The organism is Pseudomonas gingeri (assembly GCF_013385425.1).
In the GTDB taxonomy this organism is placed as follows: domain Bacteria; phylum Pseudomonadota; class Gammaproteobacteria; order Pseudomonadales; family Pseudomonadaceae; genus Aquipseudomonas; species Aquipseudomonas gingeri_D.
On the sequence record NZ_JACAQA010000002.1, the window covers coordinates 222081 to 234281 of the forward strand.

Annotated in this window: 13 protein-coding genes; 8 read left to right on the plus strand and 5 right to left on the minus strand. The window is 57.1% G+C overall.

Annotation, left to right across the window (positions count from 1 at the left end; genetic code table 11):
* Positions 1-35: 35 nt before the first annotated feature.
* On the minus strand, positions 36-287 hold the full coding sequence (locus tag HX830_RS01555) for a DUF1652 domain-containing protein (RefSeq protein WP_103497282.1): 252 nt from the start codon (positions 285-287) through the stop codon (positions 36-38).
* Positions 288-488: 201 nt separating this feature from the next.
* Positions 489-2369 (minus strand): sensor domain-containing diguanylate cyclase, encoded by a 1881-nt coding sequence (locus tag HX830_RS01560; RefSeq protein WP_218171170.1) that lies wholly within the window; start codon positions 2367-2369, stop codon positions 489-491.
* Positions 2370-2624: 255 nt separating this feature from the next.
* On the opposite strand from HX830_RS01560, the gene HX830_RS01565 reads away from it, so the two are divergent.
* Complete coding sequence (locus HX830_RS01565; RefSeq protein ID WP_177098749.1) at positions 2625-3167, plus strand: DinB family protein; 543 nt, start codon at positions 2625-2627, stop codon at positions 3165-3167.
* 72 nt (positions 3168-3239) lie between these two features.
* On the opposite strand, the gene HX830_RS01570 is transcribed toward HX830_RS01565, so the two are convergent.
* On the minus strand, positions 3240-3602 hold the full coding sequence (locus HX830_RS01570) for a winged helix-turn-helix transcriptional regulator (RefSeq protein WP_103497432.1): 363 nt from the start codon (positions 3600-3602) through the stop codon (positions 3240-3242).
* A gap of 117 nt (positions 3603-3719) precedes the next feature.
* Here HX830_RS01570 and HX830_RS01575 point away from each other — a divergent pair, with 117 nt between their 5' ends.
* Together HX830_RS01575 and HX830_RS01580 are read left to right on the plus strand one after the other, a co-directional pair.
* A complete protein-coding gene (locus HX830_RS01575; RefSeq protein ID WP_177098750.1) occupies positions 3720-4454 on the plus strand; it encodes an SDR family NAD(P)-dependent oxidoreductase in 735 nt (244 codons plus the stop codon).
* Between the two features lie 69 nt (positions 4455-4523).
* On the plus strand, positions 4524-4973 hold the full coding sequence (locus HX830_RS01580; RefSeq protein ID WP_152739474.1) for an NADPH-dependent F420 reductase: 450 nt from the start codon (positions 4524-4526) through the stop codon (positions 4971-4973).
* On the opposite strand, the gene HX830_RS01585 is transcribed toward HX830_RS01580, so the two are convergent.
* On the minus strand, positions 4879-5328 hold the full coding sequence (locus HX830_RS01585; RefSeq protein ID WP_152739475.1) for a winged helix-turn-helix transcriptional regulator: 450 nt from the start codon (positions 5326-5328) through the stop codon (positions 4879-4881). The two genes, HX830_RS01580 and HX830_RS01585, sit on opposite strands and share 95 nt — an antisense overlap.
* Before the next feature lie 126 nt (positions 5329-5454).
* On the opposite strand from HX830_RS01585, the gene HX830_RS01590 reads away from it, so the two are divergent.
* The gene (locus HX830_RS01590; protein WP_371317467.1) at positions 5455-5880 is read left to right on the plus strand and encodes a cupin domain-containing protein; all 426 of its coding nucleotides are present in this window, start codon (positions 5455-5457) and stop codon (positions 5878-5880) included.
* An 80-nt stretch (positions 5881-5960) separates the two neighbouring features.
* Here the strand turns inward: HX830_RS01590 and HX830_RS01595 are convergent, their stop codons facing one another.
* Positions 5961-6557 carry a TetR family transcriptional regulator gene (locus tag HX830_RS01595; RefSeq protein WP_177098752.1) on the minus strand — a complete coding sequence of 199 codons (597 nt, stop codon included), beginning with the start codon at positions 6555-6557 and terminating at the stop codon, positions 5961-5963.
* A gap of 610 nt (positions 6558-7167) precedes the next feature.
* Between HX830_RS01595 and HX830_RS01600 the strand changes: the two genes are divergently transcribed.
* The 4 genes from HX830_RS01600 to HX830_RS01615 all read left to right on the plus strand — a co-directional run bounded on the left by HX830_RS01600 (position 7168) and on the right by HX830_RS01615 (position 12149).
* A complete protein-coding gene (locus HX830_RS01600; RefSeq protein ID WP_103496053.1) occupies positions 7168-8181 on the plus strand; it encodes an SDR family oxidoreductase in 1014 nt (337 codons plus the stop codon).
* 79 nt (positions 8182-8260) lie between these two features.
* Positions 8261-9781 (plus strand): class I adenylate-forming enzyme family protein, encoded by a 1521-nt coding sequence (locus HX830_RS01605; protein WP_103496054.1) that lies wholly within the window; start codon positions 8261-8263, stop codon positions 9779-9781.
* Complete coding sequence (locus HX830_RS01610) at positions 9771-10382, plus strand: HAD-IB family hydrolase (RefSeq protein WP_152739479.1); 612 nt, start codon at positions 9771-9773, stop codon at positions 10380-10382. Before HX830_RS01605 ends, HX830_RS01610 begins: the two co-directional genes overlap by 11 nt.
* 3 nt (positions 10383-10385) lie before the next feature.
* Entirely contained in the window at positions 10386-12149 is a 1764-nt protein-coding gene (locus HX830_RS01615; RefSeq protein ID WP_177098753.1) for an FAD-dependent monooxygenase, read from the plus strand.
* The last annotated feature ends 52 nt before the right edge of the window (positions 12150-12201 follow it).

The following is a 12201-nucleotide window of genomic DNA, read 5'->3' on the forward strand; positions in this document are numbered from 1 at the left end:
GGTGACGCGTTTGACAGCCGGTGGTGGGTACGAACCTAGTTCATGCCACCGGCAAAAGCCCTGCGCCCGGCCTTCATCTCGGTGCGCAATTCGCCGATGAAATTGGCAATCGAACGGATGCTGGTGAAGCCGCTGGTGGATACGCCATTGAGCTGCAGATCCACGCGACCCGAAATCGGATCGAAGATCTTGATCATCAAGGCACCGCTGGCATTCACCGTGCAGGTGCAGGACAGCGGAAGAAAGCCGGATTCAATGATCTGGCAGAGCTCTGCTTCTGGAATCATGCTGTTCATCCTTGATGATCAGTCCGGGTAGTGCTTGAAGAGTCCAGCATAGACCGGTTTTTTCAAACGCAAGACTCTGCGCGAGCAGATCGCTCAAGGGACTGTGATGCCTGTCACAGACAGGCACCCATCCCGCCGCGCCATCCGACGAATTGCACTCCCCCGCGACACATGGCCGATATGGCCTCGCGGCAGCACCTCTCAGCGCTGCTGCGAGGCAAAGCGGCCCTTGCCCGCCTGCTTCGCTTCGTACATTCGACTGTCCGCCTCACGCAACAGCTGTGTCGCGGATCTCGGATCATCGCGCCGGTACACCGCAATCCCGATACTCACCCCCACCTGCACGGTGGCCGCCCCGATCAGCACCGGCTCATTGATCAGTTGGATCAGTTTTTGCGCCAACTGCTCCGCGTCCTGGGTGCCGCCGAACTGGCCCTCCACCACGGCGGTAAATTCATCGCCCGCCAGCCGGAACACCGCATCCGTCTCCCGCAGGCAGGTCTTCAGCTTCTCGGCCACGATCTGCAGCAACAGGTCGCCGATTTCATGGCCAAAGGTATCGTTCACCGCCTTGAAACCATCCAGGTCAAGAAACAGCACCCCCAGGGGAACGCCGGTCCGGCGTGCCCTGGCCATTGCGTTGGGCAGGTATTCGAGCAAGGAGCGGCGGTTTGGCAATCCGGTCAGGGTATCGGTCAACGCCTCTTTCTCACGGCGCTCGGCCATGGCCTTGCGTTCGGTAATGTCGTGCAGGAAAACACTGAAAAACCGGTGCCCATCGATTGCGACCGGACTGATCCGCACCTCGACGGGAAAGACCGTGCCGTCACGCCGCAACGCCGATATCTCCAGGCGTTGGCGCAGCGCTTCATCATCACCGGTAGCCAGATACTGCCGCCACGCCGTCAGGCGAGCCTCGCGCATGGCCGTGGGGATGACCAGTTTTTCCAGTGACTGGCCCAGCGCTTCATCACGGGACCAGCCGAAGGTCGTCTCGGCCATGCGGTTCCAGGCCCTTATGGCGCCGGCCTCATCGATACTCACGTAGGCATCGCTGGCGTGCTCCAGCACCGCCGACAGCTCCGCCTCACGCTGCCTGAGCTCGCGATCGGCCTGCAGCCGTTGCAGCATCGTATGGGAGAGCATTTCATTGGCCCGCTGCAACTCCGCGGTACGTTCCTCGACACGCTGCTCCAGCCCGTGCCGCAGCGCCTGCAGGGACGCCTCGGTTTCCTTGCGGCGCTGGATGTTCTGGACCGTCGCGATGTAGTACTCCAGGTCACCGTCCACCGACAGCAGCTTGGCCACATGCAGGTCGACCCAGACCGAGGAGCCGTCCTTGTGCCGGTACCTTTTCTCAAGCTGATAACGATCGATTTCGCCACGGTTCAACTGGCGCAACAGATTCAAGTCACTGTCCAGGTCGTCGGGGTGAGTGATGTCCTGGAAGCTCAGGGTCATGAGTTCGTCGGCGTCGTAACCGACGATGGAACAGAACGCACTGTTGAGGCTGAGGAAGCGCCCGTCGCCCGCGACCGCCGCGATGCCCGTGGGCGCCAGGGCAAAGGCGGTTTTCAGGCGCGCCTCACTGGCCGCAAAGGCCGCCGCGGAGTGGGTGATATGGGAACGGGACAGCAACGCGGCTTCGCGCATCTGGAATTCCCGGCTGACCAGCCCGGCAAAGTCCTCCAGGATCTGCTGCGCCTCATCGGTGAAAACCCGGGCCTTGATATCTATCGCGCAGAGCGTACCCAGCGCATAGCCCTCGATGGAGCGGATCGGCGCGCCCGCATAGAAACGAATATGTGGAGCGCTGGTGACCAGCGGATTGGATGAAAACCGCGGATCATTCAGCGCATCCTGGACCACCATCGTATGCTCTTGCTCGATGGCAATGGTGCAGAAGGAAATATCCCTGGGTGTCTGCCGGATGTCCAACCCGAACCTGGACTTGAACCACTGGCGGTCGCTGTCGATCAGCGAAATCAGCGCAATGGGCATCCCGAGCGTGGCGGACAGCAACCGGGTCAGGCGATCAAAAACCGGCTCTGCCTCGGTGTCGAGCACCTCCAGAGCGCGCAACAGCTTTAAACGTCCAGCTTCGGTATGGGGCAAAATAGACGACCTCTCTCAGCTGACCCACCTGCGTTCTCCCTTCCATGTCGAGAATAGTGCAGCGATTCGCTCCGGGCGTGTGTTGGAGCCGCAGGCCACGGTCAGCACGGCTTGATGCTCACAGCATATGCCATTCTGGGTGGGCTTCAAGAAGGGGATGGTATTAGACTGGACCGGGCGATGAGTGCGGGGCGCTTGTCAAATGATCAAAGGATGAGCGCAGTGAACCGTACCAGACATATCTGCCTGATGGCGGACTACAACCAGTGGATGAACGCCAAGGTCTATGCGTCGGCCAAGACTTTGCCCGAAGAAGAGCTGGGCGCCGACAGGAAAGCCTTTTTCGGCTCGATTCTCGGGACGTTGAACCATCTGGCGGCCGGGGACAGGGTCTGGCTACAGCGATTCGCCCGGCACCCGGCGCAATACCTGGCCCTGGAGCCGATTCGACAACTGCCCACGCCCGAGCGCCTCGACCAGTTGCTGTTTCCCGGTTTCCAGGAGCTTGCGGTGCATCGGGCATGGCTCGATCAAATCATTGTCGAGTGGTCGGGCTCGGTGACAGAGTCGGACCTGGAGCATCCGCTCCACTACAAAAGCATGAAAGGCGTACCGGCTGACAAGAACTTCTATGGCCTGGTCATGCATTTTTTCAACCACCAGACCCATCACCGTGGGCAAGTGACCACCTTGCTGTCGCAGGCAGGTGTCGATGTCGGGAGTACGGATCTGGTGGGGCTTGTTCCGGACGAATTCCCCACATAATTGACGCCCGCTACCGTCCTGCCTTCCACGAAGGCGACGGGGCGTCCGACTCAGCGGTTCTTCGGCACCCTGCTAGGGCAAAGTGTCGCGCTTGGCGAAGATGCTTGCCATTTGCGCCGCGTTCTCGGTTCCCCAGGTACACAGCGGGACGATCGCATCAGCCAGACTGCGACCGAGCGGGGTCAGTGAGTAGTCCACGCGCGGCGGCACCTCCTTGTAGTCGGTCCTCGTTATGACCCGATCGGCTTCCAGATCCTTCAATTGCTGGATCAGCACCTTGTCGCTGACGCCTTGGGTCAAGCGCTTGAGCTCGCCGTAGCGCTTCGGGCCGCCGCGCAGGAAAAACAGGACCAGCGGTTTCCACTTGCCCGAGATGATACGCAGCGTGGCATTGAGCCCACAGCCGGTGTCGCAGATTTCAGAGGGTGTCGTCATTTTTTTGGGTACTTACCTAAAAGTGCATACTTGTCCTTAGGTTATCAGAACTGCATCCTTGGCCTCAAGCAAGCGGTTCCCTGCTTGCATACACAATGCTTAGGAAGGATGCACGTCATGACCAGACTGAATGGAAAGACCGCCGTGATCACCGGCGGCGCTACCGGCATCGGCCTCGCCGCTGCAAAACGCTTCATCGAGGAAGGAGCCTTCGTCTTCATCTTCGGCCGCCGGCAGGAAGCGCTCGACGCCGCCGTGGCTGAGCTCGGGCCCAATGCCCGGGCGGTGAAGGGCTCGGTCTCGGATGAGGCTGACCTCGACCGACTCTACGCCGCGGTGAAGGCCGAGCGCGGAACCCTCGACATCGTCTTCGCCAATGCCGGGGCGGGAGGCCAGCTTCGGCTCGGCGAGATCACCGCCAAGCACATTGACGAAACCTTCGACACCAATGTGAAGGGTACGATCTTCACGGTCCAGAAGGCGCTGCCACTGATGGGCCAGGGCGGCTCGATCATCCTGACCGGATCGAGCGCCGGCACCACGGGCGCTCCGGCAATGAGCGCCTACAGCGCGAGCAAGGCGGCAGTGCGCAACCTCGCGCGGTCCTGGGCGGAGGATCTGAAGGGCACCGGTATCCGGGTAAACGTGCTGTCGCCCGGGGCGACTGCGACCGATCTCGCGAAGGAAGCGTTGGGCGAGGAAGGTATGAAGGTTTTCACCTCGATGACGCCGCTTCTGCGCATGGCCGATCCAGCGGAGATCGGAGCGGCGGCCGCCTTTCTCGCCTCGTCGGACAGCAGCTTCATGACCGCCAGCGAGGTCGCCGTCGACGGCGGCCTGGCCCAACTCTGACGCGCCAGGCCCGGCACGTCATTCGACTATTCGGAGCGCCGTCGGGCGTGGTAAATCCAAGGAGAATATATGAGTTACGCAATTATCGGCTTCGGCAATATCGGCCAGGCACTGGCCAAGGCGTTTGCCCGCAGCGGCATCGAAGTATCCGTTGCAAGCACCCGCGACCCGAAAAGCTTTGCATCCGCCGCGGCCGCGATCGAACCGCAGATCATTCCCAAAACACTGGCGGAAGCGCTCAAGGCGGACATCGTCTTTTTGGCCGTCCGTTTTGAGTCGCATCCGGATGTCGCGAAGGCGCTGCCCAATTGGAAGGGCAAGACCATCATCGATGTGACCAATGCCTACGGCGTGTCCCCCGAGGAACTGGGAGGCCAACCTTCTTCCAGGGTCGTCGCGCAGGCCTTCACGGGTGCAGGACTGGTCAGGTACTCCCGGGGAAGATACATCCCCCATTGCGGACCAGCGCCTTCACCTCTTCGCCCACCTCCCGTGGGCTTTGGCTCAACCGAGCAATGAACGCCTTGCGGTGCCGCACATACGACTTCGAATCGTGTTTCGCGCTCCAAAGGACGATGTTAAGCACGATGGGGATGAGGTCCAGGCCCTTCTCGGTCAGCGTGTAGAAGTCCTTGCGCCCGTCGTCGGGGCTGGGCGCCCTCGAGAGAATGCCTTGCTCCTCAAGAAAGGCGAGGCGGGAAGCCAGGACATTGGTCGCAATTCCCTCTTCCGATTTCCGGAACTCGCCATATGTCTTCTTGCCCACAAAAACGATGTCGCGAATGATCAAGAGCGACCATCGGTCGCCGAAAATCTCCACACCGTAGTTCACTGCGCAATGGGACCGAATGTCTTCTTTACAGGTCGTTTTCATGTCCGGATCTTACATTGCTTGCATGAGGCAAGTAAATTCCGGCATATCACTTGCTTTTTATAAGTCATGTGAGCAGCATGATTTGTACTTCGAGCGCAGGCGCCGGGTCGCGCCGACGGCAGCCGTATCAGCCCGTCTTTCAACACGATGCCCTTGAGCACCGCCGACCCATTCGGGGAACATCGTCAGGTCGCCTACACCGGGGCCGACGGTATCTGCGCGAGGATTGTAAGCACAGGCCAGGCACTTGATATCGATGTTTTTCCGCACACTGAAATGATTGTGATCCACGCCGGCAACGTCCTGCTGCAATCCCGAGGCCAGACGCTGAAACTGCGCGTCGGCGTCTGGGACTCGACACCGTACGAACGCCAGGGTCGAGCGCACAAACTCAATGAACTGGTGCACCTGATTGAAGGCAGTGTGACCTTGCAGGGCCCCGAAGGTACGAGCCTGACGGTCAACACCGGTGACACGGTGTTCGTACCGCAAAGTACGCCGTGTGCGTGGAAAAGCACTCGCTACGTGCGCAAGTTCTATGCGGTGAAATAGACCCGGGGCGCAATGTACCCTGTCCGAAGTCCGGGCCTCGGACATGCGAATACCGTATACATGAGAAAAATGGCAGAACGCTATAAAGGTTCTGCTGTCTGGATAAGCGAGTTCAACACCAATTTTATTTCAGAAGCCGGATCCTTATGTCCTTGCAGTATCAAACCTTCCGAGAGAGCGGTGAAGGTCCGGGCAAGAGCGGCATGGTCAAGAGGAGGTTTCTTGCCGGCATGGTTGAATATAATGGTAATCAGCTTGCCCAGCGCCTCACTGTTTTCCTGATGTAAATCGTAGTAATGCTTCGAGAACGCCTCATCGCGCAAGGCGATCAGTTGCAGTTCGGCATCAAGAATCGCACAATTGGTATTATTCTTAAGCGTGTCAATATACGCATTCAATCCATGGGCCAGCTCTTCCGATGAATAGCCGGCAGCCAGGGTAGCACTCAACCGATCGATTTCAACTCGCTTGAACCGCTGAGTCAATTGCAGAAGCAAATCCGATTTGCTTGCAAAGTTTGAAAAAAAGGCCCCTTTGGAAAAACCGGCCTCCTCGGAAATAGCGTTGACGCTGGCGGCGTGAAAGCCCTTGCTGATCATAAGATCAGTGGCCGTGTCGAACAACTTATCTCTGGTTACTTGCTGACTTTCCTCTCGCCCCATTCTCTTTTTCATCACGCCTTCGGCTCCTTTGGCCAAACAAAAAACACCTATTTGTAACTAAATGTAAAGATCACCGCTTACCGCAAAAAACAATGTCAACTATCATATATTACACTCACCCTTTCAATCGTTTTAAATTTAATTTTCAAGGAAGCCCATCTACACACCATGTATCGGGGCAACGAAAAGAGGCCGCAAGATGGCCTGTACCCGCGAGTTTTCGCCGCTATCGCAAACATTGGCGACTCATGAAAACGCCTCGACTCCGATAGCTTCAAGATGCCTTGGTATCCACCTGACACGCTCTCCCTGTCCGATCGAGTCGGTGAGGCTGCCTTGTGACTTTCCTGTACAGAACCCCGTGGAGAAATATTTGCGGGACGCCCTCAAGCCCCTCGATCCGGGCGAATAGCCGTGACCGGCGGAGCGCTTGAGCCCTGGATTGCCGTGTTTCACGTCAGATTCAGGTGTCGACCTTGCGGAGCCAAGCAAATACCGCTTGATCTTCAGATACCGTATGGTTTTTAATTGCGCCGTTGACGCCCCCAGCACCCGATCGGAGCATCGAGTCCGGTGGCATCAATCTCAATACAGCAGCAGATGACCCTACAGGAGCTGGATTTTAATGGAATATGCCTTTGTCACAGGTGCTACTGGCCTGCTCGGAAATAATCTGGTTCATGCGCTTTTAAAACGAAATATCAAGGTAAAAGCGCTGGTCCGTTCCGTAGAAAAAGCCAAGAAACAATTCGGCAATCTGCCTGTCGAGTTTGTCCAAGGCGACATGCTCAATGTCGACGCCTTCAGCCATGCCCTGCGAGGCTGCGACGCCTTGTTTCATACGGCTGCCTATTTCCGCGACAGTTACAAAGGCGGAAAGCACTGGCAAAAACTGCATGACACCAATGTGACCGGAACCGAGCGCTTATTGCAGGCCGCTTATGCCGCCGGCATTCGTCGCGCCGTTCATACCTCCTCCATTGCCGTGCTGAAGGGCGATAGAGATCAAGTGATCGATGAAACCATGTCTCGCAGTGAACAGGAGGCTGACGATTACTACCTGAGTAAAATACTGTCCGAGCAAAAAGTTCAAGCATTCCTGTCGCAACACCCGGACATGTTCGTCGCCATGGTATTACCCGGCTGGATGTTTGGTCCCGGCGATATAGGCCCCACCTCATCAGGACAGTTCCTGCTCGACTTTGTTGGACAGAAATTGCCGGGGGTGCTCCCTGGAAGCTTTTCCGTTGTCGACGCCAGGGATGTGGCGGAACATCAACTCGCAGCCCTCACACATGGCCGATCCGGAGAGCGCTATCTGGCAGCCGGCAATCACATGGACATGAACAGTATTTTTCAGGTGCTGTCCCGTGTCAGCGGCGTAAAAGCGCCGGAGCGCAAAGTTCCATTGTTCATGCTGCGCTTTATTGCCTTGATGTATGAAGGTTATTATCGGATTACAAAAAAACCGGTACTCATCAGCACCTCCACGGTCAAACTCATGGAGCAAGAGCAAGGGCGTACCCATTTCAGCCATCAGAAAAGCTCAGAAGAGCTGGCGTGCAAGTTTCGCCCCGTCGCTGAAACACTGTTCGATACCCTGGACTGGTATCGTAAAAATAACTACATAGATGCCTGACTGAAACAGTTCATCTGTCACCTGCCTCTGCAGTGCTTTTTGTCTAGTTAAAAATTCAAGGATTGAGAGAGGTTGGTCAATGAAAAATCTTTTATGCAAAGAAGGTTTTCTGCATCGGTTCGTCGGTTTTTCAGAGTCTTTTCCCGACCAGATTGCCATCCGTCATCTGGACGCGGAAGAAGATACCGTCACTTACCGTGGTTTGCGAATCAAGGCTGAAGAGTGCAAGGGTGCCCTCAAGGCCCTGGATGTATTGCCGGGCGATAAAGTAGCGCTGGTTCTACCCAATGGCGTGGAATTCATCGCTTATTATCTGGCGATCATCGGCAGTGGGGCAATTCCGGTCATCCTCAACTACAAACTGACGTCATTCGAAATGACCAGCGTCATCAGCAGCGCCAGGCCGACGCTGGTCGTCACCACCGAAACCCTGTTCGAGCAACATCGCGAGCTATTCCAGCCAGCCTACGGCGTTCGTCACTCCTTGGTGTTGAACGCCGGGAGGGAGCCGTCATCGCCCTTGCCCGACAACGCAACGGCCGACTCTCGACTGCCTCGACACGGCGAGCCCTTGTTACTGCCCGAGGGCAATCCGATAGTCTCGGTACAGTTCACTTACCGGGGTATCGGTAGGCCTCTGGCCGTTTCTCACCGCTACCTTGACCTGACGCAATCGAGCGATGGGCTGCATGAGCAGTTTCATCCTCAAGGCATCGGCTCGGTTCATCTGGTGACGCTGCCGCTGTATGCCATCTTCGGACTGTCCGTGATGATGGTTTTTCCATTAAGCGTGGGCGCCACCCTGCTCATGACCAACACCCTGCTCAACAGGGATCTGGCAGAAGTCCTGTCTGAGCATAAGGTCAGCTTTGCCTGCCTGGTGCCCGACGTCATTCGCTACTTCAATACGCGACTGGCCAAACGCAAAGGCGCGCTTTTGCCGATGCACCCTCAACTGATGATTTATTCGGGTGGCAGCCATCTGCCGGCAGACGAAGCCGAGAAACTGGGCAGGCTGCTGGGATGCAATCCGGTACTACAAGGCTATGGATTGACCGAGAGCATGCCGGTGATTGTCCAAAGCTCGATTGGCAAGGTCCACCGCGGCGCCATGGGACAACCGATCAGCGGTGTGGAACTGCGGGTCGTCGATGCCCAGGGCCGGGATGTCGTACCCGGACGTATTGGCGAACTGCTGATACGCGGCTCGATGGTGATCGACGGCTATAACGACGCAGAGGAGGCCAATGCCCGGTTCTTCCGTGAGGGCTGGTTACACACGGGGGATCTGGTCTGGCGGGACGACGATGGACATGTGTTCTTCTATTGCCAACGCCTGCGAATCTCGAAGATCAAAGCGCAAATGGTCGACCTGACGGAAATCGAGTCCGTCGCCCTGAAGCACCCCGGCGTGGTCCGCGCGAAGGCCTTCATCGTCCCTGACAATAAAGAGGTCAACGTATTGCACCTGTGCGTTGAAGGGCACGGCGACCTGACCCAGAACACTGTCTCCACCCTGCTCGCGCGCGACCTCTCGGGCTTCAAGCTGCCCAGAACCATCGAGATTATCTCTCTCAAGGAAGAGACCCATGCAAGCTGATAGCACACAACCGGTACTGGCCGTTTTCGACTTTGACGGCACATTGACCGACAGGCATACCTTCTGGCGCTACATGCGTTTTATCGTTGGAACCCGATCGTTCTGGCTCCGGATCATTCCCCTGCTGCCCAAAATGCTCAGTGTGATCCTGGGAATCACACCGCTGATGCAAGCGCGACTGGCGTTCATTGCCTGTTACCTGGGCGGCCTGTCAGTCGAGCAAGAGCGCGAGCATGCCAAGTATTTCATTACCGAACAGCTACCGCTCTGGCTCAGGCCCGAGGCCCTGCGCCGATTGCAATGGCATCAATCCATGGGGCATGTCACGGCGCTGGTCAGCAATTCGCCGGAGAACTATCTGATTCCCTGGGGCCAGGCGGCGGGTTTCGATTATGTGTGCGGTACCCGCCTGGCGACTGCAAAGAACAAGCTGACCGGTGGGATATCCGGCACCAACTGTGTTGAGAGAGAAAAAGTCACACGGCTGAAAGGCTGTTTGAGCAACCTTGATGACTTTTACATTTATGCCTACGGAGACTCATCAGGTGACGATGCCCTGCTCGGCATTGCCAACTCTCCCTTCTATAGAAACTGGTACTGACAGATGAACACGCTGAGCACTTTGGCCCCCAAGCACTCCAGGCAACCCGATAACACCCCGACCGTCATGATCGTAGGCGCAGGCCCTATCGGTCTGTCCCTGGCTATCATGCTGAAAAAATGGGGTGTCTCTTTTCGCATTATTGAAAAGAATGCCGGCCCTTCGACCGCAACCAAGGCAATGGCCATTCATTCCAGAACCTTGGAAATTTTTCGGGACCTGGGTGTTGCCGATCAAGTCATCGGTGACGGGTTCACGATCAACCAGTTTTCGGTGCAATCGAACAGCAAACGGGTGCTGAACTACAACTTCTCCTACCTGGATGCGACCTATCCCCTGCTCCTCAGCCTGCCACAACCGCAGACAGAGAAGATCCTGCTTGAACGACTGAACGCCTTGGGGGTAGAGGTTGAGTGGAATACCGAACTGGTCGATATAGAAAACCAGCCAGGATCCGTGCGAATGACACTTCATCATGCACAGGGCAGCGATGAAGCCTTTACCAGTCGCTGGGTGGTCGCGTGCGACGGTGCCCGCAGCAACATCAGAAAACGCCTTGACATGACCTTCGAAGGATCGTCCTACGATCGATTCTTCATGCTCGCCGATGCCGATATCGAGTGGTCTGGAAGCAAGGACGAAGGCGCTTTTTTCCTCGGCGCACAGGACGGTTATGTGGCGGTCGCGCCGATCAGCGCACCATCGCGTTATCGACTGTTCATCGAGATGCCCTACAACCTGCCGCCAGAAGGTGAGCGCCCCTCCCTGAGCCTGGAGAGCTTCCAGCGGTTGTGCGAAGGACGCGGGCAAAAAATGACGCTGTCCAATATTTCATCGACCACCATCGCCTCTTTTCAACACCGCCGCGTGCAGTCGCTGCAGCAAGGCTCAGTGTTCCTGGTGGGCGACTCGGCGCATATCGGCAGCCCGATCGGTGGGCAATGGATGAACCTGGGGGTTTCCGAGGCCTATAACCTGGCGTGGAAGATGGCCTATGTCGATCAGGGCCTGGCGGATCCGACATTGCTGGAGAGCTACAACGAAGAGCGCTACCCGGTAGCCCTGGAAGTCGAGAACACGGCACACCGACTGACCGGACTGATTACCGTCAAGCATCGCGCCCTGGTTTGGCTGCGCGACAATGTCCTGCCACTGCTGAGCAACCGACGCAAGGTTCAGCGCAAGCTGCCCTCGATGATTTCCGGTCATCAGTACCACTATGGCAAAAGTGATTACATTCAAGAAGCGCTGACGAAAAAGCAGCGCAAGAACTGGGACAAAAAAGGGAAAAAACCCGAATTCCAGACATCCGTGCCTCGTGCAGGTCAACTGGCTCCCGATGTTGAGTTATGGCAACTGCAAGGCCGGTCGCCAAAACACTTAATCGACTTGTTCCACGGGACCTTCACGCTGTTGATTTTCAGCGCGGCCGATCAGTTTTCTCCCCTGTTACCGGGCTATTACTCGCTGGCCGAGTTGGTGGAAAAAGACTACCCGGGCATCAAGGCTTATTGCGTTATCGATGCCCTCAATAGCGCTGAGCTGCCTGCCTGGCACTCGACGTTGCTGGACCCCGATTGGCGGCTGCACAAGCGTTACCATGCCAAGGCGGGCACGTTGATGCTGATCCGTCCTGATGGCTACATCGCTTTCCAGGGGGCCGATGCAATAACGCTCTTCACGTATCTGAGCGCAAGATCCAGCCTGCTCAAGGGTGCAAAAAAAACAACATCGTCCATGATCGACGCAGTGGAACTCCAACTTTAAGTCTCTCTATGACTACGGTCAGTTTGGTTAATTGATTCACACCAGGCCCAGC

Coding starts and splice junctions, on each gene's coding strand:
- HX830_RS01555 (WP_103497282.1), bottom strand. CDS start 287: ATGATTCCAGAAGCAGAGCTCTGCCAGATCATTGAATCCGGCTTTCTT.
- HX830_RS01570 (WP_103497432.1), bottom strand. CDS start 3,602: ATGACGACACCCTCTGAAATCTGCGACACCGGCTGTGGGCTCAATGCC.
- HX830_RS01575 (WP_177098750.1), top strand. CDS start 3,720: ATGACCAGACTGAATGGAAAGACCGCCGTGATCACCGGCGGCGCTACC.
- HX830_RS01580 (WP_152739474.1), top strand. CDS start 4,524: ATGAGTTACGCAATTATCGGCTTCGGCAATATCGGCCAGGCACTGGCC.
- HX830_RS01585 (WP_152739475.1), bottom strand. CDS start 5,328: ATGAAAACGACCTGTAAAGAAGACATTCGGTCCCATTGCGCAGTGAAC.
- HX830_RS01600 (WP_103496053.1), top strand. CDS start 7,168: ATGGAATATGCCTTTGTCACAGGTGCTACTGGCCTGCTCGGAAATAAT.
- HX830_RS01605 (WP_103496054.1), top strand. CDS start 8,261: ATGAAAAATCTTTTATGCAAAGAAGGTTTTCTGCATCGGTTCGTCGGT.
- HX830_RS01610 (WP_152739479.1), top strand. CDS start 9,771: ATGCAAGCTGATAGCACACAACCGGTACTGGCCGTTTTCGACTTTGAC.
- HX830_RS01615 (WP_177098753.1), top strand. CDS start 10,386: ATGAACACGCTGAGCACTTTGGCCCCCAAGCACTCCAGGCAACCCGAT.